The following is a 20,709-nucleotide window of genomic DNA, read 5'->3' on the forward strand; positions in this document are numbered from 1 at the left end:
CCCGGTCCGCGAGCCGGCTCGGCCGGGAAGGGGGAGTGGGCCGTACCGGGTGGGACATGATTTGTGACGACCGATGCGCGACAACGTTGTCGGGGTGGTCTGTACATGACTGTACCGTCAGAACGGACAACGATGTCAAGAGTGTTCGCCCGTACCGGGGATGTTCGGGGGCGTTGTGCGCCGGCGCGTGCGGCCCACCAAGACGTCTCACGATGCCGAGCCCGGCCCGTACGACGACGGGGCGGGCACGGAGAGGACCCCGCGCCCGCCCCTTCTCTCACGGGGGTGTCAGGAGAGCAGCTCCACCTCCGCCAGCGTCGACGCGGTGTTCAGGACCAGCCGGTAGTGCGCGTACGAGCCCGGGTGCGGGATCGAGAAGGCCCGGGTCTGCCGGTCCCAGGGGAAGGACTGGGCCGAGCGCTGGTCCAGGGTGGTCCACCGGGTGCCGTCCGCCGAGCCCTCCAGGGTCCAGCCCGTCGGGGCCTTCGTGTGGTCCGCCGGGGACGTCAGCGTGTACTGCACCGCCTTGGTGGGGCTCGCCACCGGCAGATCCACGCTCGTCACGGCCGCCTCCGTCAGCGAGGTGTTGTCGAAGAGCGGGCCGTCGCCCTTCAGCACGTCGGTGCGTGGCGAGGGCACCTTGTCGTCCTGGGTGATCGACACGGGGGCCGCGTTCTTCCCACTGCCCCAGGAGGACGGCCGCGGACCCATGTCGAAGTCCAGCACCCCGCCCCGGGACAGCAGGGAGTGCGGCAGCGCCGTCGACGTCCACGGGCGGCCGTTGACCTTCAGCCCCTGGATGTACACGTTGCGCGTGCTGTTCCTCGGGGCGTTGATGACCAGGTCCCGGCCGTTCTCCAGATGCACGGTGGCCTTCTTGAACAGCGGCGATCCGACGGCGTACTCACCGCTGCCCATCACCAGCGGATAGAAGCCCAGCGCCGAGAACACATACCAGGCCGACTGCTCGCCGTTGTCCTCGTCGCCGTGGTAGCCCTGCCCGATCTCGCTGCCGTTGTACAGCCGGGAGAGCACCTCGCGGACCTTCGCCTGGGCCTCCCAGGGGCGGCCCGCCGCGTCGTACATGTAGATCACATGGTGCGCGACCTGGTTGGAGTGCCCGTACATGCCCATCCGGACGTCCCGCGCCTCCGTCATCTCATGGATGATCCCGCCGTACGAGCCGACGAACTCCGGCGAGGCCGTCTCCGGCGTCGCGAAGAACTCGTCCAGCTTGTCGCCCAGTTGGGTGCGGCCGCCGTACAGGTTCGCCAGGCCCCGGCTGTCCTGCGGGGCCGTGAAGGCGTAGCCCCAGCCGTTGGTCTCGGTGTAGTCGTAGCCCCACACCCGCGGGTCGTACTTCGACGAGTCCACCCGCCAGTTGCCCTGCGCGTCGCGGCCCTGGAAGAAGCCGGCCTTCGGGTCGAAGAGGTCGACATAGTCCCGGGCGCGGTTCAGGAAGTACTGCGACTCCTCCTGGTAGCGCTTCTTGCCGGTCTCCTTGTACAGCGCCTCGCCCATCTTCGCGATGCCGTAGTCGTTGACGTAGCCCTCCATCGCCCACGACAGGCCCTCGCCGGTACTGGTGCTGGTGTAGCCGAGGAACGGCGAGGTCGTCATGCCCTTGCGGCCGACGCCGGACGCGGGCGGGGCGACCGTCGCGTTCTTCACCGCCGCGTCGTAGGCGGCCTCCGCGTCGAACTTCACGCCCTTCACATAGGCGTCCGCGAACGCCACGTCCGAGGAGGTGCCCGTCATCAGGTCCGCGTAGCCCGGCGAGGACCACCGCGAGGTCCAGCCGCCGTCCTTGTACTGCTGGACGAAGCCGTCGACCAGTTCACCGGCCTGTTTCGGGGTGAAGAAGGAGTACGCCGGCCAGGTCGTCCGGTAGGTGTCCCAGAAGCCGTTGTTGACGTACACCTTGCCGTCGACGATCTTCGCCCCGGTGTGCGTGGGGGTGTCCTGACCCGTCATCGGGGAGAACGGGGAGGCGTACTGGTAGCCCGAACCCACCTTCTCGAAGCCGGAGTTGGGGTACAGATACAGCCGGTACATCGAGGAGTAGAGCGACGTCAGCTGGTCGGTGGTGGCGCCCTCGACCTCGATCGTGCCGAACAGCTTGTCCCAGGCGCGCTGCGCCCGTGTCTTCACCGTGTCGAACGAGGTGCCGTCGGGGATCTCCTGGCGCAGGTTGTCCTTCGCCTGGTCTATGCTGATCAGTGAGGTGGCCAGGCGCAGGGTCACCGTGTGGTCCGCACCGGGGCGCAGACGCAGATACCCCTTCACCCCCGAGGTCGCACCGTCCGTCACGGGCGCGTCGAAGACGCCGTAGACGAACAGGCGTGTCGCTCCCGTCGACAGTCCGGACTTCACATCGGAGAACCCGGTGACGATCCCCTTGTCCTTGTCGAGGGCCAGCCCGGCCTGCTCGGTCACATTGTCGAAGATCACGCTCGCGTTGTCGCCCGGATAGGTGAACCGGAGCGCCGCCGCGTGGTCCGTCGGTGCCATCTCCGCCTTGAGCCCGTTCTCGAAGGTCACCCCGTAGTAGTACGGGCGCGCAGTCTCCTTCTCGTGCCGGAACGCCAGCGCCCGCGCGGCGCGGCCGGTGTCCGGGGTGCCGGCGACGGTCGAGGGCATCACCTGGAACGTCTGCCGGTCACCCATCCAGGGGCTCGGCTCATGGCTCGCGCTGAACGCCTCGATGGTCGGCAGGTTGTCCGCGTTGTTCGCCCGGGCGTAGTCGTACAGCCAGTTCAGCGAGCCCGCGTTGGTCACCGGCGTCCAGAAGTTGAAGCCGTGCGGCAGGGCCGTCGCCGGGAAGGTGTTGCCCCGCGAGAAGGAGCCGCTGGAGTTGGTGCCGCGGGTGGTGAGCGCGTAGTCGGACAGATGGGCCTTGGGCTTCTCCGGCGGCGCCACCTTCAGGGCGATGTCATCCAGCCAGCCCCGGAACTTCGTCGGTCCCTTCGGCGAGTCGTACGCCACCAGGATCCGGTCCACGGTCTTGCCCGCGGCGACCGAACCGATCCGCGAGGCCACGTCGTTCCACTGGTTGACGTACAGCGCCTTGGAGGCGCCCTGCCCCTGCGGGGTCAGCGGGAAGCCGTGCTCGTCGAGCGCGCCGAGGCCGCTGAGATTGGTGCCGTCGGTGAAGGCGAGGTCGACGGAGACGTTCGTGGCGTCGTAGTCCCGGTCCTTGTCCGCCATCGAGGGGAAGATCCGGTACGACAGCCGGGTGTTCGGCTCGACGCGCACGTTCACGTCGAAGACCTTGTTGTACGAGTACGCCCGCCCGTCCGTCGTGTGGGTTCCCGCGTACCGCAGGGCCCGGTGGCCCGTGAAACCGGCGCCCGCCTTGGCGGTGGGGGAGCCGATCGGGCCCCGGTCCACCAGGGTGCGCATGTCCTTGGGCGTCGGCTCGGTGGTCTTGCCGGTGGAGAACTGCACATCGGCGAGCTGGAGGATGTCCGCGCCGTGGTTCTTGGTGATGTCGAGCCGGAAGTGGGAGTACTCGGCGGGCTCCGCGACATCGTACGACTTGGTCTGGAAACGCTGGTCGAACGATTCGTCGGTGCGGGTGTCGAGGGTCTTCCAGTCCTTGCCGTCCGTGGAGCCCTGGAGGGTCCAGTCGGCGGGGTCCCGCTCGGCGTAGTCGTTGGCCGAGGTCAGCGCGTAGGTGACCAGCTTGGTCGGCGCGTCGAGGTCGAACTCGACCCAGCCCGTGGGGGCGAACGTGAGCCATTTGGTACCGGGCTCGCCGTCGATCAGGTTCTCCTTGACCTCGCCCGCGCCCGAGTTCTCGGCGCCGGCGCGGACATCGGTGACCTCGTCGGTCACATTGCCGGGGATCCCCGTGGTGTATCCGCCGTCCACCCCGGACGCCCGCTTGCTGCCGTCCGCTCCCGTGTCCACGGTGTTCAGCCACGTCGGCGCCGGGTCACCCGCCTCGAACGAGGAGGCGAACTCCCGGTCCGCGGCGGGGCCTTGGTGGGGCAGCGCCGCCGCCGCCCCCTGAAGCCCCGCCACCAATGCGAAGGCGGCCGTTGCCACGACCGCCGACCGAGCCCGTCTGTGCCGAGATCTGTGCTGCATGCGCGAGCACCCTCCCTGCGCTGTGAAAATATGGACAACGTTGTCAACTCTGCTGCGCAAGGACCAGTAGGTGTCCAAGTGGCCTGTGATGTCAAGGGTGTTGAGTGTGGCATTCGGGGTCATTGCGGCGGATATCTCGTGCGAGTGGCATACGGGCATCGCGTATTTCCGCGAGGTCTCACTTCGGAAAAGCAGACGGTCAACCTTGCATTCGATCTTGCTCCGTTGGCGGGAAGTGGACTATACCTGTCGGCGTTCGGGCAGCCGTCGCCCAGCGCCACGGCGAGCCCTGGGCAGGCACGACCGGGGGGAATCGGGAGGCGGCGGACCGTTTTCGGCACGACGGGCTGTCGCGCCCTCCCACTGAATCCCTCATGCACGACCCCAGCTTCACCATCACCGCGGTGCCGGGAGGATCCGGTTCACCGCCTGAGTCCTGGAGAAGGCGAGGACTTGAGCATGGGATCCACTTCCGGCGAGAACACATCCGGGGGCGTCGGCCGCCGCGACCTGATCAAGCGGTCCGCCGCGCTCGGCCTGATCTCCGTCCCCGCGATGGGCTTTCTGTCCGCGTGCGCCAGCGGCGGGGGCGGCGGTTCCAATGACAACGAGAACAAGGGGAAGACGTCGAAGTCGAACCCCTTCGGCGCCGAGAAGGGCGGCAAGCTCGACGTCGTCATCTTCAAGGGCGGCTACGGCGACGACTACGCCAAGGCGTGGGAGACCGACTACCAGAAGAAGCTCGGCATCACCTCGACCCACACCGGCACCCAGGAGATCACGGGCAAGCTCCAGCCCCGCTTCAACGCGGGCAACCCGCCGGACATCGTGGACGACTCCGGCGCCCAGCAGATCAAGGTCGACGTCCTCTACAAGAACGGCCAACTGCTCGACCTCGCGGAGGTCCTCGACGCGCCGTCGGTCGACGACCCCAGCAAGAAGGTCCGCGACACCCTCATCCCCGGCACCCTCGACCCGGGCATCCAGGAGGGCAAGGTCGTCGCCCTCAACTACATCTACACGGTGTGGGGTCTGTGGTACTCCGGCAAGCTCTTCAAGGAGAAGGGCTGGACGCCGCCCAAGACCTGGGACGACTTCCTCACCATCTGTCAGGACGCCAAGAAGCAGGGCATCGGCGGCCTCGCCCACCAGGGCAAGTACCCCTATTACATCAACGTCGCCATCATGGACATGATCGCCAAGAAGGGCGGCATCGACGCCGTCAAGGCGATCGACAACCTCGACCCGAAGGCGTTCGTCGGCTCCGACGCCGCGCAGGCCGGCATCGAGGCGATCTACGAGATCGTCGAGAAGGGCCTGTTGATGCCCGGTACGAACGGCCTGACCCACACCGAGTCGCAGACCCGCTGGAACCAGTACAAGGCCGCCTTCATCACCTGCGGCTCCTGGCTGGAGAACGAGCAGCTCAAGCAGACGCCGACGGACTTCGACATGAAGTTCCTGCCGATGCCGCTGCTGTCCGGCAGCGCGATGCCCTTCGAGGCGATCCGGGCCGGCTCCGGCGAGCCCTTCATCATCCCCGCGAAGGCCAAGAACCTGCCCGCGGCCAAGGAGTTCATGCGCCACATGCTCTCCAAGGAGTGGTCGACGCTGTTCGCCAAGCAGGCCAACTCGCTCACCATCCTCCAGGACGGTGTCGACACCGGTGTGACCCTGCGCCCGGGTACGCAGTCCACGGTCGAGGCGTCCAAGGCGGCGGGCACCAACACCTTCCGCTTCCTCTACCCCGACTGGTACAGCGAGATGGACACCGCCATCCAGAACGCGTCCAACGAGCTGATGGCCAAGCGCATCCAGCCCAAGGAGTGGCTGAAGCGCTGTCAGGCCGCGGTCGACAAGCAGGCCAAGGACCCGGCCTCCAAGAAGAACCACCACGACTGACGCTCGCCGCCGGCCGGGCCCTCGCGACCGGGGCCCGCCCGGCCGACCGGATTCCGGGCCGGGAATCGGATCGATTCCCGGCCCGGAACGGCACACCAGGGGCAGGAACGCCATGCGCAAAGGGCAGTACCGGTTCGTCGCGGGATTTCTCTTCGTCCCCGTCGCGCTCTATCTGATCTTCGTCATCTGGCCGTACATCCAGACGTTCGGCTATTCGCTGACCGACTGGAAAGGCCAGTCGCAGACCTTCAAGTTCGTCGGCCTGGCCAACTACCGGGCGCTGCTCCAGGACGACGTCTTCCTGGAGGCCATCTGGCACAACATCCTGTTTCTGGTCTTCATCCCGGTGATCACCATTCTGCTCGCCCTCTTCTTCGCCTTCATGGTGAACGCGGGCGGGCGCAGTCGGGCCGGCGGCGTCCAGGGCGTGGCCGGATCGAAGTTCTACAAGGTCGTCTACTTCTTCCCCCAGGTGCTGTCACTCGCGATTCTCGCGGTGCTGTTCAACGCGGTCTACCGCAGTGACGGCGGCGGCCTGCTGAACGGCGTCCTCATCAAACTCAGCCTGGTCGACCCCGACAATCCCGTGGAATGGCTCAACGAGCCCAACCTGGTGCTGTGGGCCCTGATCCTGGTCGTGGTCTGGCACGGCGTCGGCTTCTATCTGGTGCTGTTCTCGGCCGCCATGCAGTCCATTCCCAAGGACATCTACGAGGCGGCGCTCATCGACGGGGCGAACCGTTCCCAGTCCTTCTTCCGCATCACGCTGCCGCTGCTGTGGGACACCGTGCAGACCGCATGGGTGTATCTGGGCATCGTGGCCATGGACATGTTCGTCCTGGTCTCGTCCATGACCCAGAACATGGGCGCCTACGGCGGCGGCCCCGACCATCACAGCGACGTCATGTCGACCGTGATGATGCGCAACTTCCTCTATTTCGGCAAGAGCGGCTATGCCTGCGCCATGGGCGTCGTCATGTTGCTGCTCACCCTGGTCCTGTCCGTGGTCACGCTGCGCGCCACCCGCCGCGAGCGCATCGAGTTCTGAGCGGGAGAGACGACGATGAGCGCACCCATCCAGCAGACCGCGGCCGTGCCCGCCCAGCGGTCCGCGGCCAAGGTTCCCCTCCGCCCCGGCGACCGGCGCAGCGAGGGCGTGGTCCTGAACGTCTTCTCGCACGGCTTCCTCGCCCTGTGGGCCCTGCTGATCGTGCTGCCGCTGCTGTGGCTGGTGCTCAGCTCCTTCAAGACCGACGCCCAGATCGGCGGCTCGGCCTTCGGCTGGCCGCACGACTGGTCCTTCGACGTGTTCCGGCGCGCCTGGGACAAGGGGATCGGCGACTACTTCCTGAACACCGTGATCGTGCTGGTGTTCTCCGTGCCGCTGACGATGCTGTTCGGCTCCATGGCCGCGTACGTCCTCGCCCGCTACCCGTTCCCGGGCAACCGGTTCCTGTACTACTTCTTCGTCGCGGGTGCGATGTTCCCGGTGTTCCTCGCTCTGGTCCCGCTGTTCTTCATGGTCAAACGGCTGGACATGCTGAACACCTACCAGGGTCTGATCCTGGTCTACATCGCCTACTCGATGCCGTTCACGGTGTTCTTCATGCACGCCTTCTTCCGTACCCTGCCGACGGCGGTCTTCGAGGCGGCCGTCCTGGACGGGGCCTCGCACACCCGGACGTTCTTCCAGGTGATGCTGCCGATGGCGAAACCGGGTCTGGTCAGCGTCGGGATCTTCAACACTCTGGGTCAGTGGAACCAGTTCATCCTGCCGACGGTCCTGATGCAGCCGCAGAGCGGTTCGGACCCCGAACGCTATGTGCTCACCCAGGGCCTCATCCAGCTCCAGCAACAGCAGGGATACGCCTCCGATCTGCCGGTTCTGTTCGCAGGCGTGACCATCGCGATGATCCCGATGCTTGTGGTCTATCTCTCCTTCCAGCGTCAGGTGCAGTCGGGCCTGACCTCGGCGACTCTCAAGTAATCCAAGGATTCGTCACTCTCCGTGACGTCTCCGGTGCGCGCCGCTCGGGGCTCCCGCGCGGCGCGCGGCATTGTGTCCAAGGACCCGGATGCGGTTCAACCTCTTGACGGGAGGCAACCCGAACGGCTCAGCTTAGAGTTCACTAGTTGGACATAGGCGGGGCCTCACCGAAGCGGTCCCGTGCTCAGGAGGTCGTCGTGGAGACTCCAGGGTCGCAGTCGTCGCTGCACCGAGCCAACCTGGAGCGGGTTGTACGTGCCGTGCGGCTGGCCGGATCCCTCACACAGGCGGAGATCGCGAGGACGACGGGCCTGTCCGCGGCAACGGTCTCCAATATCGTGCGGGAGCTCAAGGACGGCGGAACCGTCGAGGTCACGCCCACGTCGTCGGGTGGCCGGCGGGCCCGTAGCGTCTCTCTGAGCGGTGATGCCGGCATCGTGATCGGCATCGACTTCGGGCACACCCATTTGCGTGTCGCGGTAGGAAACCTCGCCCATCAGGTGCTGGCCGAGGAGTCGGAGCCACTGGATGTGGACGCCTCCGCCGCGCAGGGCTTCGACCGGGCGGAAGAGCTGGTCAGCAGGCTGATCGCGGCGACCGGGGTGGACCGGTCGAAGATCGCCGGCGTGGGTCTCGGTGTGCCCGGTCCCATCGATGTCGAGTCGGGCACGCTCGGCTCCACCGCCATCCTGCCGGGCTGGACCGGCGCCAGGCCCGCCGAGGAGCTGCGGGGGCGGCTCGGCGTGCCGGTGCACGTGGACAACGACGCCAACCTGGGCGCCCTCGGCGAGCTGGTCTGGGGCAGCGGCCGGGGGGTCAAGGACCTCGCGTACATCAAGGTCGCGAGCGGTGTCGGCGCCGGACTGGTGATCGACGGGACGATCTACCGGGGGCCCGGCGGTACGGCTGGAGAAATCGGGCATATCACCCTTGATGAATCCGGTCCCGTCTGCCGCTGCGGCAACCGCGGCTGCCTGGAGACGTTCACGGCGGCGCGGTACGTGCTGCCGTTGCTCCAGCCCAGCCACGGGGCCGATCTGACCATGGAAGGCGTGGTCAGGCTGGCACGGGACGGGGATCCGGGCTGCCGCCGGGTGATCGCCGACGTCGGCCGCCACATCGGCAGTGGGGTCGCCAATCTCTGCAATCTGCTGAACCCGAGCCGGGTCGTCCTGGGCGGTGATCTCGCCGAGGCGGGGGAGCTGGTTCTCGGGCCCATCAGGGAGTCGGTGGGCCGGTACGCGATCCCCAGCGCCGCACGGCAGTTGTCGGTGCTGCCGGGGGCGCTCGGGGGCCGTGCCGAGGTGCTCGGAGCGCTCGCTCTCGCGCTCAGTGAGATGGGTGATTCGACCCTTTTGGACGGCACTCTTTCTGCCGTCGCGCCTGCCTTCACTTAGAGAACGGATGGCACCGTTGCCATCTCGTTAAGGATTTACTTCTTGACGTCGCACGTGCGGCCGAGTTGACTTCCAGCCACCTCGGCCGCAACGACGCGGCCTCGTCAGGGAGGTTTCTGAAGTGAACACGCGTATGCGTCGTGCGGCCTTCGCCGTTGCTGCTGGTGCCATGGCCGTTTCTCTGGCCGCATGTGGCAGCGCCAAGGAGTCGGGTGGCGGCTCCTCCTCGTCCGCGCCGAGCGCCAAGAAGGGCGACGCCATCAAGGTGGGTCTGCTTCTCCCCGAGAACCAGACCGCGCGTTACGAGAAGTTCGACCGCCCCTTGATCGAGAAGAAGGTCAAGGAGCTCACGAACGGCAAGGGCGAGGTGGTCTACGCCAACGCCAAGCAGGACGCCACCACGCAGAACCAGCAGGTCGACACCATGGTCACCAACAAGGTCGACGTGCTGATCGTGGACGCGGTGGACTCCGCGGCCATAAAGAGCTCGGTCCAGAAGGCGAAGGACGCCGGCATCCCGGTCGTCGCCTACGACCGACTGGCGCAGGGTCCGATCAGCGCCTACACCTCGTTCGACAACGAGACCGTGGGCAAGACCCAGGGCGAGGCCCTCCTCAAGGCGCTCGGCTCCAAGGCCAAGTCCGGCAAGATCGTCATGATGAACGGCTCCGTCACCGACCCGAACGCCGCGCAGTTCAAGAAGGGCGCCCACGAGGTGCTCGACGGCAAGGTGAACGTCGGCAAGGAGTACGACACCAAGGACTGGAAGCCGGAGAACGCCAACACCAACATGGAGGGCGCCATCTCCGCCCTCGGCAAGCAGAACATCGTCGGCGTCTACTCCGCCAACGACGGCATGGCCGGCGGTATCATCACCGCCCTCAAGTCCGCCGGCCTGACCAACATCCCGGTCACGGGCCAGGACGCGGAGCTCGCGGGTGTGCAGCGCATCGTCACGGGTGAGCAGTACATGAGCGTCTACAAGCCGTACGCCCCCGAGGCCGACGCCGCCGCCGAGATGGCTGTCGCGCTCGCCCAGGGCAAGGCGCTCGACTCGATCGCCAAGGACAAGGTCGACAGCCCGACGACCAAGCAGGTCCCGTCGGTACTGGTCCCGGTCCAGTCGCTGACCAAGGACAACATCAAGGACACCGTCATCAAGGACGGCGTCTACACGGTCGCCGACATCTGCACCAGCCAGTACAAGGCGGCCTGCGACAAGCTCGGCCTGAAGTAATACGCCAAGAGTCCTTTCCCCGTACGGGAATTCGTCCTTGAATTCCCGTACGGGACTGGGCACACGCAGGCTCCTCCGGCGCCCCGCTCTCACCAGCCCCGCAAGCTCGTAGCGGGGCGCCGGACGGAACATCCCCCCAAACTTCTGCACAACCTCCCGCCGGGTCAGGCGGCGAAGGAGATGGTTCACGTGTCCGCTACGCCCGTGCTGGCGTTGCGCGGGGTCTCCAAGCGGTTCGGTGCCGTTCAGGCGCTCACCGACGTAGAGCTTGAGGTCCACGCCGGAGAGGTGGTCGCCCTCGTGGGCGACAACGGCGCCGGAAAATCCACGCTGGTCAAGACGATCGCCGGCGTGCACCCCATCGATGAGGGCGTCATCGAGTGGGAAGGCAAGACCGTCAACATCGGCAAGCCGAACGACGCCCAGAACCTGGGCATCGCGACGGTCTACCAGGACCTCGCGCTGTGCGACAACATCGACGTCGTCGGCAACCTGTACCTGGGCCGGGAGATCCGCCGGCGCGGTGTGCTGGACGAGGTGGAGATGGAGCGGCGCTCGCGCGAGCTGCTGGACCAGCTGTCCATCCGCATCCCGAGCGTCCGTATTCCGATCGCCTCGCTCTCCGGCGGTCAGCGCCAGGTCGTGGCCATCGCCCGTTCCATGCTCGGCGAGCCCAAGCTGGTCATCCTCGACGAGCCCACCGCGGCCCTCGGTGTCGAGCAGACCGCCCAGGTCCTCGACCTGGTGGAGCGGCTGCGCGAGCGCGGTCACGCGGTCATCCTCATCAGCCACAACATGGCCGATGTGAAGGCCGTCGCCGACAAGGTGGCGGTGCTGCGTCTCGGACGCAACAACGGCATCTTCGAGGTCAAGTCGACCTCGCAGGAAGAGATCATCTCCGCCATCACCGGCGCCACGGACAACGCCGTGACCCGTCGTGCGGCGCGCAGCAATGGGGAGATCAAGAAGTGAGCATCGACAACACCTCGACACCCCCCGAGGAATCCGTCGTGGAGAACCCCGAGGCCGCCGCGAAGGCGGTCACCGCGATCGACCCCCGGCTGCTGGTGCGCGAACAGGGCTTCGCGGGCTACATCGGCGAGTTCAAGCGCAAGATGAAGGCGGGCGACCTGGGCGCGATCCCGGTCGTCGTCGGTCTGGCCATCATCTGGATCATCTTCCAGAGCCTGAACTCGAACTTCCTCACCGCGGGCAACCTCTCCGACATCTCCGTCGCCATGGTCGGCACGGGCATGATCGCTGTCGGTATCGTCTTCGTGCTGCTGCTCGGTGAGATCGACCTGTCGGTCGGCTCGGTGTCCGGTGTCGCGGGCGCCGCCTTCGCGGTGCTGAACATCACCCACGGCATGAACGAGGTGCTGGCCTTCGTGCTGGCCATCCTCACCGGTACGGTCGCCGGAGCACTCCACGGCCTCGTCTTCGCGAAGATCGGTGTGCCGGCGTTCGCCGTCACCCTGGCCGGTCTGCTCTTCTGGAACGGCTTCATGCTCCAGATCCTGGGCGACAGCGGCACGATCAACCTGAACAGCGACGGCCTGGTCGCCAAGCTGACGACGTACTACTTCTCCGACGTGGCCGCCGCCTACGGGCTCGCGTTCGCGGTGACCGTGCTGTACTTCCTCAGCGCCTACTTCGGCAACAAGCGGCGCGACGCCGCCGGTGTGCCGTCCCGGCCGCTGAGCGAGACGATCCTGCGGACGGCGCTGCTGGCGGTCCTGTCCTTCGCCGTGGCCGCCGTCTACAACCAGTACAAGGGCCTGCCGCTCGCCGTGGTGATCTTCATCGCGGTGCTGCTGATCACGGACTTCGTGCTGCGCCGCACCGCGTACGGCCGCAAGGTGTTCGCGCTCGGCGGCAGCGTCGAGGCGTCCCGCCGTGCCGGTATCAACGTGGCCGCGGTCCGGATCTCGGTCTTCGCGATCTCCGGCACCTTCGCCGCGATCGGTGGTCTGTTCATCGCCTCGAAGATCGCCTCCGCCAACCAGGGCGCCGGTTCCGGTGACCTGCTGATGAACGCGATCGCCGCCGCGGTGATCGGTGGTACGTCGCTGTTCGGTGGCCGTGGCCGCACCTGGAACGCGCTGCTCGGTGTGCTGGTCATCGTCTCGATCCAGTACGGCCTCGCCCTGGAGGGCATCGCCTCCCCGGTCCAGTACATGATCACCGGTGGTGTTCTGCTGGCGACCGTCGTCATCGACGCCGTCACCCGCAAGACGCAGAAGTCGGCCGGTCGCGCGTAGTCCGGCGCCTGCGGGGCGCCGCGCGCCCCGCAGGCGGGACGCGACCGTCCCCCTTCGGCCTGTGCCCGGCACCCATGGCGGTGCCGGGCACAGTCTTGTCCGGCTTTGCCCGGCACCGGCGGCATGACGCGGCGGAAAACGGATACCCCCCGAACGCCAGGGCCGCTCATGATCCGCACAGACGGAACATTAGACTCGACAGGCCCAGCAAAAGCTCGACTCAGCTCTACTGCAAGGAGGCACGGGTGCCGCTGCTGACCCGCATCAGGGGACCGCGCGATCTGGACCGGCTCAGCTTGGAGGAGCTGGACCAGCTGGCAGAGGAGATCCGGACCTTCCTCGTGGGCGCCGTGTCCAAGACCGGTGGCCACCTCGGCCCCAACCTCGGTGTGGTCGAGCTCACCATCGCCCTGCACCGCGTCTTCGACTCGCCCAAGGACAAGGTCCTCTTCGACACCGGCCACCAGGCCTATGTGCACAAGCTGCTCACCGGCCGCCAGGACTTCTCGAAGCTGCGCAGCAAGGGCGGCCTGTCCGGCTACCCCTCGCGCGCCGAGTCCGAGCACGACATCATCGAGAACTCGCACGCCTCGACGGTCCTCGGCTGGGCCGACGGCCTCGCCAAGGCCAACGAGCTGCTGGAGCGGGACAGCCATGTCGTCGCCGTCATCGGCGACGGTGCGCTGACCGGCGGCATGGCCTGGGAGGCGCTCAACAACATCGCGGACGCCAAGGACCGCCCCCTGGTCATCGTCGTCAACGACAACGAGCGCTCGTACTCCCCGACGATCGGCGGCCTCGCCAACCATCTGGCCACCCTGCGCACCACCGACGGCTACGAGAAGTTCCTGACCCGCACCAGGGAGGTGCTGGAGCGCACCCCCGTCGTCGGCAAGCCCCTCTACGAGACCCTGCACGGCGCCAAGAAGGGCCTGAAGGACTTCATCGCCCCGCAGGGCATGTTCGAGGACCTGGGCCTGAAGTACGTCGGCCCGATCGACGGCCACAACATCGAGGCCCTGGAGTCCGCCCTCGCCCGCGCCAAGCGGTTCGGCGGCCCGGTCATCGTGCACTGCATCACCGAGAAGGGCCGCGGCTACAAGCCCGCCGAGCAGGACGAGGCCGACCGCTTCCACGGCATCGGTCCCATCCACCCCGACACCGGCCTGCCGATCAAGGCCGCCGCCGCCAGCTGGACGTCGGTATTCGGCGACGAGATGGTCAAGCTCGGCCACGAGCGCAAGGACATCGTCGGCATCACCGCGGCCATGCTCCACCCCGTGGGCCTGAAGAAGTTCGCGGAGGCCTTCCCGAACCGGATCTACGACGTCGGCATCGCCGAGCAGCACGGCGCGGTCTCCGCGGCCGGCCTCGCCACCGGCGGACTGCACCCGGTCTTCGCGGTGTACGCGACCTTCCTCAACCGCGCCTTCGACCAGGTCCTCATGGACGTCGCCCTGCACAAGTGCGGAGTGACCTTCGTGCTGGACCGGGCCGGCGTCACCGGCGACGACGGCGCCTCGCACAACGGCATGTGGGACATGTCGATGCTCCAGGTCGTCCCCGGCATCAGGATCGCCGCCCCGCGCGACGCCGAGCAGCTGCGGGCCCAGCTGCGCGAGGCCGTGGAGGTCGACGACGCGCCGACCGTGGTGCGCTACTCCAAGGGCGTCGTCGGCCCGGCGGTCCCCGCGGTGGGCAAGGTCGGCGGGATGGACGTGCTGCGCAAGGCCGACGCCCCGGTGCCGGACGTGCTGCTGGTGTCCGTCGGCGCGCTCGCGCCCATGTGCCTGGAGATCGCCGACCTGCTCAAGAAGCAGGGCATCTCCACCACCGTCGTCGACCCCCGCTGGGTCAAGCCCGTCGACGAGGCGCTCGCCCCGCTCGCGGAGCAGCACCGGGTGGTCGTCACCGTCGAGGACAACTCGCGTGTCGGCGGTGTCGGTTCGGCGGTCGCGCAGGCCCTGCGCGACGCGGGCGTCGATGTGCCGCTGCGCGACTTCGGTGTCCCGCCGCGCTTCCTCGACCACGCCTCCCGCAAGGAGGTCATGGCGGAGATCGGACTGACCGCGCCGGACATCGCCCGCCAGGTCACCGGGCTCGTCGCCAAGCTCGACGGCCTGCCCCACTCCCCGCTCCGCTCGAACGGGGGGACCTCCGCCGACGGCACGGCCGCCGCGCGGGCCGTGGACTCGGTGGAGTCCGCACGGGACTGACCCTCCCGCCCGATCGGCATGAGCCGGTTCCGCCATCCTTTACGGTGGCGGGACCGGCCTATTTGCGTGAATCCCACCCTTTCGGGGCATACGCACTACGCCCCCTCTCGATCATGTCGAGGACGACAAGCGTGGGAGGTACGCCGTGGGCAGCACCCTCTTCCGGACCAAGAACATCGAGCGGTCGATCCAGGACACGGAGGAGCCGGAGCACGCGCTCAAGAAGACCCTCTCCGCGCTGGATCTGACCGTGTTCGGAGTCGGGGTCATCATCGGCACCGGCATCTTCGTGCTCACCGGCAAGGTCGCCAAGGAGAACGCGGGACCGGCCGTCTCGCTGTCCTTCGTCGTGGCCGCCGTCGTCTGCGCGCTCGCCGCACTCTGCTACGCCGAGTTCGCCTCGACGGTCCCGGTAGCGGGATCCGCCTACACGTTCTCGTACGCCACCCTCGGCGAGCTGCCCGCCTGGATCATCGGCTGGGACCTGGTCCTGGAGTTCGCGCTGGGCACGGCGGTGGTCGCCGTCGGCTGGTCCGGGTACATCCGCTCCCTGCTCGACAACGCGGGCCTGCATCTGCCCCCGTCGCTCAGCGGTCGCGAGGGGGCCGGCGGGTTCGGCTTCGACATCCTCGCCGCCGGGCTCGTCCTGCTGCTCACCGTCATCCTCGTCGTCGGGATGAGGCTGTCGGCCCGGGTGACCCGGTTCGTTGTCGCCGTCAAGGTCGCCGTCGTGCTGATCGTGATCGTCGCGGGTGCCTTCTTCATCAACACCGCCAACTACAAGCCGTTCGTCCCGAAGGCCGAGCCCGTACCGGCGTCCGGCAGCCTCAAGGCACCGCTCATCCAGCTCATCGCCGGGTGGGTGCCCTCCAACTTCGGAGTGCTCGGGATCTTCACCGCCGCATCCGTCGTCTTCTTCGCCTTCATCGGCTTCGACATCGTGGCGACGACGGCCGAGGAGACCCGCAACCCGCAGCGCGACATGCCCCGCGGCATCCTCGGCTCCCTGCTGATCTGCACCATGCTGTACGTGGCGGTGTCGATCGTCGTCACCGGGATGCAGCACTACGACGACCTGTCCGTCGACGCACCGCTCGCCGACGCCTTCAAGAGCATCGGGCACCCCTGGTACGCGGGAGTGATCAGCTTCGGTGCCGCCGTCGGCCTGACCACGGTGTGCCTGATCCTGCTCCTCGGCCAGACCCGGGTCTTCTTCGCGATGAGCCGCGACGGACTGCTGCCCCGGTTCTTCTCCCGGGTCCACCCGCGCTTCAGGACCCCGCACCGGCCGACCGTCCTGCTCGGCGTGGTCATCGCCGTCGTCGCGGGCTTCACCAGCCTCAGCGAACTCGCCGAACTCGTCAACATCGGTACGCTCTTCGCCTTTGTCGTCGTCGCGATCGGCGTGGTCATCCTGCGCCGCACCCGCCCCGATCTGCAGCGCGCCTTCCGCACCCCGTTCGTGCCGGTGGTGCCGGCCCTCTCGGTGTGCGCCTCGCTGTGGCTGATGCTGAACCTGCCCGCCAAGACCTGGCTGCGGTTCGCCGTCTGGCTGGTGATCGGTTTCCTCGTGTACCTCCTCTACGGCCGCACGCACAGCGGGGTGGCCGAGGAGCAGCGCGCGGCCGGGCGGGCGTCCGGGCGGCCGGGCGACGCGACCCCGTGACCCCGTGACCCCTCTTCAGCGCGGATCCGCCGGTGGTTCCGGGTCGCGCACCGACCGCGGGCCCGTGACCTGCGCACCCCGCTCGCCGACCCGGCGGCGCAGCTCCCGGTCCGCGGTGACGACCAGGACGGGACGGTCCCCGGCCGCCGCCACCAGTTCGACGATGCGGTCGTCACCGCTGCCGGACGCCGCCTCCACCCGTACGCCCGGCACGGACTCCACCCCGCGCGCCGCGCCCTCGACCACGAGCACCAACTCCACCGGACCGGGGCGGCCGGGCAGCCCTCTCTCGGCGTATCCCACCAGGCGGTCCCGCAGTCGCTCCGCGGCGCCGCGCCGGTCCCGCCACCAGCCGTCGGGCACGGATCCGACGACGTTCGCGGCGTCGACGATCACCACGGGCGGGGCGCTCATGCCCACAGCCTCGCACGAGCCTGCGCCACCGGCCCCGCGGACTCCGGATTAGAGTGGGGGAGTGTCAACGGTCCGTACTCTGAACGGTCCCTGGCTGCTCCGCGGCCGGGACGGCAGCCTGTGCACCTACGCCTCGCGGGACGAAGCGGTGTGGTGCCGGGCCGAACACCAACCGGGTCTTCCCTGGACGCCCCCGCGCAAGGTCGGCGGGGACCAGCGGCTCCACCCCCAACTGGGGCTCGGCCAGGGCGCCGACGGGTATGCCCACCTCGTCGCATGGCGCCCCACGGTCCCGGGGGAGTCGGGGCTCGTCCACTCCACCCACTTCCGTCCTCACCTGTCCGCGCTCGACTGGACCCCGATCGGCCACCCGGACAAGAAGGGCGACCGGACCGGGATGCCGGCGGTGGCGGTGGACGCCGAGGGCCGCGCCCATGTCTTCACGCGCAACAAGGCCGGCGGCGTCAGCATGCTCGCCCAGAAGGAGCACGGTGGCTGGGGCCCCTGGCGCGACATCGGAGGCCCGGGCGCGCACGAGGAACTCGCCGCCGTGGCCGGGGGACCAGGGCGCGTCGAGCTGTTCGCCACCACGTCGGACGGCATTCTGCGCTGGCGCCAGGAGGAGCCCGGCGGGGCCCTGGTCCCCGACGAGGCGCTGGAGGTGGCCGTGCAGCCGGGCACGCTGACCGCCCTGCCCACCTCCAAGGAGCACACCACCCTGTTCTTCGCGGACCCCGAGGGCATGCTGCACGCCTGGCGTCCGGGCGGCGACCCGCTCCCGCTGCTGCGCACCGCGGGAGCGGGCCCGGTGGCGGCACTGCGCTGCGCCGTCGACGGCTACGACTGCACGCTGCTCGCCCAGCGTTCGGACTCCGGCCGGGTCGTGCTCGCGGCCTGCCCCACCGAACAGGAGTCGGCCGGCCTGTGGTGGAGCGAGTCGGGCCCGCAGCTGCCGGTGGGCACGCGGGTCGCGCTGGCCGAGGACGCCGAGGGACGGGTGACGGCCGCGAGCCTGACCCCGGACGGTGAACTCGGCGTGGCCCGCCAGGAGGACGAGCCGGGGCTGGCGCTGGCGGCCTGGCAGTCGGTGTGACGGCTCGCCGGGGGCGCCGCTCCCGGCGATCGCTCGTCAGGAGCCGCCGGTGGCCGGGGACTTCTTCGCCGACGCCGGGATGGCCGAGTCGGTACGGATCGCCTTCCACAGCGTGCTCGCCTGCGGTTCGGCGGCGACCACCCGGTTGGGGTCGACCTTGTCGTACGCCACCGGAAGCATGATCGTCTCCATGGTGGACGGCTCCACCCCGTTCATGCTGCGGCCGAACTCCGCCAGTTTGGCCAGGGAGGCGAGACCCGAGTCGGTGGTCAGCGCCGAGGTCAGGCTGTCGGCGATCTTGTAGGCCTTCGTCGGGCTGCCCAGCAGGTCCTGCTTCTTGATCTCGCTCAACAGCGCCAGCATGAACTGCTGTTGGAGCCCGATGCGGCCGAGGTCGCTGCCGTCCCCGATGCCGTGCCGGGTGCGCACGAACTCCAGCGACTGCGTGCCGTTCAGCCGGTGCGTGCCCGCGGTGATGTCCAGACCGCTGGACTTGTCGTGGATGTTCTGGTCGACGGTGACGGTGACCCCGCCTATCGCGTCCACCAGCCCCTTGAAACCGGCGAAGTCGATCTCGACGTAGTGGTCCATGCGCACCCCGGACATCTGCTCCACGGTCTTGACCACACAGGCCGGACCCACCTGGGAGTAGATGGAGTTGAACATGACGCGCTTCGCCGAGGGCACCTGGGTGCCGTCGGACCTGGCGCACTCGGGGCGCGTGACCAGGGTGTCGCGGGGGATGCTGACCGCGACGGCCTTGGTGCGGCCGTCGGGTATGTGCATCACCAGCGCCGTGTCGGAACGCGCCCCGGAGACATTGCCGGTGTGGAGGGCGGCGTTGGCGCCGGCCCGTGAGTCGGACCCCAGGACGAGGATGTTCTGTCCCGAAGTGGGCAGTTTCTCCGGCCGGTCGTCGCCGAGCGCCCTGTCGATGTCGACACCCTGGATGTTGTTGTCGAGACCGCTGTAGAGCCAGTAGCCGGTGCCGCCCGCGGCCACGACGAGCACGGCCAGCGAGAGCAGGACCCACCGGCCCTTGCGGCGGCGGGGCTTGTCGGCCTTGGAGGCGGGGCGCGATCCGCGTGGGCTCTCGGCGGCTGGGGTCGTCATCGGATCGGTGTCCTCGTCATCTCTCGGCCGGGCAAGGAGTGCTCGGGTGATCGGACAGACCGGTCACCCGCCCCGGGCGTTGTACGACGGTGATCCGAATCACACGACCTGCGGTGATGGTTCGTCATGTCCCCTGACGCCGTCTTGGCGCCGCCCGGGAGGCGGTGCCGGGCCCTCGGTCCGAGCCGGGGGGAGTGAATTTCGGGTTCCCGGGCCCAGTGCTGTGGCCGGGCGTGTTCTGCAAGGAGTCCGTCATGGTCATGCGGGGCCGGTCCGTGCGCACCGCGCAGCGACGCCGTACCCCCGCGGTGGCGGCGGGCGCGCCGTCATCTGTCGTGACCGGCACCGCCGCCGGTTCGTGGCTGGTGCGCGGCAAGGACGGCAGGCTCACCGCCTATGCCCCGTGCGAGCGCCGCCCGCTTCCGGGACCGCGACGAACTGCGCTACTCCCTGCGGTCCATCGACATGTACGCCCCGTGGATCCGCAACATCTACCTCGTCACCGACCAGCAGGTGCCGCACTGGCTGGACCTCGGCCATCCGCGGGTGCGGGTCGTGGACCACGTCGAGATCTTCCGCGACCGGGGTGTGCTGCCCACCTACAACTCGCATGCCATCGAGAGTCAGCTGCACCACATCGAGGGGCTGGCCGAGCACTTCCTCTACTTCAACGACGATGTGTTCCTCGGCCGGACCGTGCGGCCCGACATGTTCTTCCTCGGCAACGGCCAGGCCAAGCACTTCATGTCGCCCACGGCCGTGCCGATGGCACCCGGGTCGGCCGAGGACGAGTTCAACATCAGCGCCGCGAAGAACAACCGGGCCCTGGTCGAACGGGACTTCGGGCAGACGCTGGTGCACTCCTTCCTGCACGCGCCGCACCCCTTGCGGCGCGGTGTGCTCGCGGACATCGAGCACCGCTACCAGCAGGCGGTGGCGGCCACCGCGGCCAGCCGGCTGCGCAGCCACCACGACCTGTCCGTCGCCTCGTCGCTGCACCACTACTTCGGCTTCCACACCCTGCGCAGTGTGCCCGGCAGCATCTCGTGCGGATTCGTCAACGTCGGTCTGAGCGAGCACGCCGCCCGGCTGAACCGGATCCTCACCGTGCGCCCCCACGACATGTTCTGCCTCAACGACTACCACGACGGTGATGTCCCCGAGGACGAGCAGGACGCGATCCTCGCTGCGTTCCTGCCGAGCTACTTCCCGGTGCCGAGCCAGTTCGAGACCGGATCGACGCGCAACCAGCGCGCCCACGCGGGCTATCTGCCGGGATGGCCGCTGTGACCATGCCGTCCCCGCCGTTCGCGCCGTCAGGAGGAGCAACC

Annotated in this window: 13 protein-coding genes and 1 pseudogene; 11 read left to right on the forward strand and 3 right to left on the reverse strand. The window is 68.4% G+C overall.

The features are described 5' to 3' along the window. Positions 1–288 precede the first annotated feature (288 nt). Positions 289–4,092, reverse strand: coding sequence for a GH92 family glycosyl hydrolase (locus tag ACFYX0_RS07000; RefSeq protein ID WP_388967263.1), 3,804 nt, complete (start codon positions 4,090–4,092; stop codon positions 289–291). A gap of 459 nt (positions 4,093–4,551) precedes the next feature. On the opposite strand from ACFYX0_RS07000, the gene ngcE reads away from it, so the two are divergent. From ngcE to ACFYX0_RS07045, 9 genes are all read left to right on the forward strand, one after another. Further along, a complete protein-coding gene (gene ngcE, locus ACFYX0_RS07005) occupies positions 4,552–5,994 on the forward strand; it encodes an N-acetylglucosamine/diacetylchitobiose ABC transporter substrate-binding protein (RefSeq protein WP_388967266.1) in 1,443 nt (480 codons plus the stop codon). Between the two features lie 112 nt (positions 5,995–6,106). Continuing rightward, a complete protein-coding gene (locus ACFYX0_RS07010; protein WP_355906162.1) occupies positions 6,107–7,042 on the forward strand; it encodes a sugar ABC transporter permease in 936 nt (311 codons plus the stop codon). 15 nt (positions 7,043–7,057) lie between these two features. Beyond that, on the forward strand, positions 7,058–7,981 hold the full coding sequence (locus tag ACFYX0_RS07015) for a carbohydrate ABC transporter permease (RefSeq protein WP_311692131.1): 924 nt from the start codon (positions 7,058–7,060) through the stop codon (positions 7,979–7,981). A 197-nt stretch (positions 7,982–8,178) separates the two neighbouring features. Continuing rightward, complete coding sequence (locus tag ACFYX0_RS07020) at positions 8,179–9,378, forward strand: ROK family transcriptional regulator (protein ID WP_355906159.1); 1,200 nt, start codon at positions 8,179–8,181, stop codon at positions 9,376–9,378. Positions 9,379–9,511: 133 nt separating this feature from the next. Beyond that, a complete protein-coding gene (locus ACFYX0_RS07025) occupies positions 9,512–10,615 on the forward strand; it encodes a substrate-binding domain-containing protein (RefSeq protein ID WP_355906325.1) in 1,104 nt (367 codons plus the stop codon). Positions 10,616–10,795: 180 nt separating this feature from the next. Then, the gene (locus tag ACFYX0_RS07030) at positions 10,796–11,587 is read left to right on the forward strand and encodes an ATP-binding cassette domain-containing protein (protein WP_355906156.1); all 792 of its coding nucleotides are present in this window, start codon (positions 10,796–10,798) and stop codon (positions 11,585–11,587) included. Then, the gene (locus ACFYX0_RS07035) at positions 11,584–12,876 is read left to right on the forward strand and encodes a sugar ABC transporter permease (protein ID WP_355906153.1); all 1,293 of its coding nucleotides are present in this window, start codon (positions 11,584–11,586) and stop codon (positions 12,874–12,876) included. The genes ACFYX0_RS07030 and ACFYX0_RS07035 overlap by 4 nt, the downstream gene beginning before the upstream one ends. A gap of 245 nt (positions 12,877–13,121) precedes the next feature. Next, a complete protein-coding gene (gene dxs / locus ACFYX0_RS07040; protein ID WP_388967269.1) occupies positions 13,122–15,092 on the forward strand; it encodes a 1-deoxy-D-xylulose-5-phosphate synthase in 1,971 nt (656 codons plus the stop codon). Positions 15,093–15,237: 145 nt separating this feature from the next. Then, positions 15,238–16,758, forward strand: a complete 1,521-nt coding sequence (locus ACFYX0_RS07045) for an amino acid permease (protein WP_388967271.1) — start codon at positions 15,238–15,240, stop codon at positions 16,756–16,758. Positions 16,759–16,773: 15 nt separating this feature from the next. On the opposite strand, the gene ACFYX0_RS07050 is transcribed toward ACFYX0_RS07045, so the two are convergent. Further along, the gene (locus tag ACFYX0_RS07050) at positions 16,774–17,172 is read right to left on the reverse strand and encodes an NTP pyrophosphohydrolase (protein ID WP_388967273.1); all 399 of its coding nucleotides are present in this window, start codon (positions 17,170–17,172) and stop codon (positions 16,774–16,776) included. A gap of 79 nt (positions 17,173–17,251) precedes the next feature. Between ACFYX0_RS07050 and ACFYX0_RS07055 the strand changes: the two genes are divergently transcribed. Further along, positions 17,252–18,265, forward strand: coding sequence for a hypothetical protein (locus ACFYX0_RS07055; RefSeq protein ID WP_388967576.1), 1,014 nt, complete (start codon positions 17,252–17,254; stop codon positions 18,263–18,265). A gap of 36 nt (positions 18,266–18,301) precedes the next feature. On the opposite strand, the gene ACFYX0_RS07060 is transcribed toward ACFYX0_RS07055, so the two are convergent. After that, complete coding sequence (locus ACFYX0_RS07060; RefSeq protein WP_388967275.1) at positions 18,302–19,378, reverse strand: LCP family protein; 1,077 nt, start codon at positions 19,376–19,378, stop codon at positions 18,302–18,304. Between the two features lie 405 nt (positions 19,379–19,783). Here ACFYX0_RS07060 and ACFYX0_RS07065 point away from each other — a divergent pair. Next, positions 19,784–20,668 (forward strand): annotated as a pseudogene (locus ACFYX0_RS07065) (stealth conserved region 3 domain-containing protein); the annotation flags it as partial. Between the last annotated feature and the right edge of the window lie 41 nt (positions 20,669–20,709).

It is taken from the genome of Streptomyces sp. NPDC002573 (genome assembly GCF_042889625.1).
In the GTDB taxonomy this organism is placed as follows: Bacteria; Actinomycetota; Actinomycetes; order Streptomycetales; family Streptomycetaceae; genus Streptomyces; species Streptomyces gibsoniae.

Bases quoted from the DNA above. Each gene is read 5' to 3' on its own strand.
- ACFYX0_RS07000 (WP_388967263.1), bottom strand. From the start codon at position 4,092: ATGCAGCACAGATCTCGGCACAGACGGGCTCGGTCGGCGGTCGTGGCA.
- ngcE (WP_388967266.1), top strand. From the start codon at position 4,552: ATGGGATCCACTTCCGGCGAGAACACATCCGGGGGCGTCGGCCGCCGC.
- ACFYX0_RS07010 (WP_355906162.1), top strand. From the start codon at position 6,107: ATGCGCAAAGGGCAGTACCGGTTCGTCGCGGGATTTCTCTTCGTCCCC.
- ACFYX0_RS07015 (WP_311692131.1), top strand. From the start codon at position 7,058: ATGAGCGCACCCATCCAGCAGACCGCGGCCGTGCCCGCCCAGCGGTCC.
- ACFYX0_RS07025 (WP_355906325.1), top strand. From the start codon at position 9,512: ATGCGTCGTGCGGCCTTCGCCGTTGCTGCTGGTGCCATGGCCGTTTCT.
- ACFYX0_RS07030 (WP_355906156.1), top strand. From the start codon at position 10,796: ATGGTTCACGTGTCCGCTACGCCCGTGCTGGCGTTGCGCGGGGTCTCC.
- ACFYX0_RS07050 (WP_388967273.1), bottom strand. From the start codon at position 17,172: ATGAGCGCCCCGCCCGTGGTGATCGTCGACGCCGCGAACGTCGTCGGA.
- ACFYX0_RS07060 (WP_388967275.1), bottom strand. From the start codon at position 19,378: ATGACGACCCCAGCCGCCGAGAGCCCACGCGGATCGCGCCCCGCCTCC.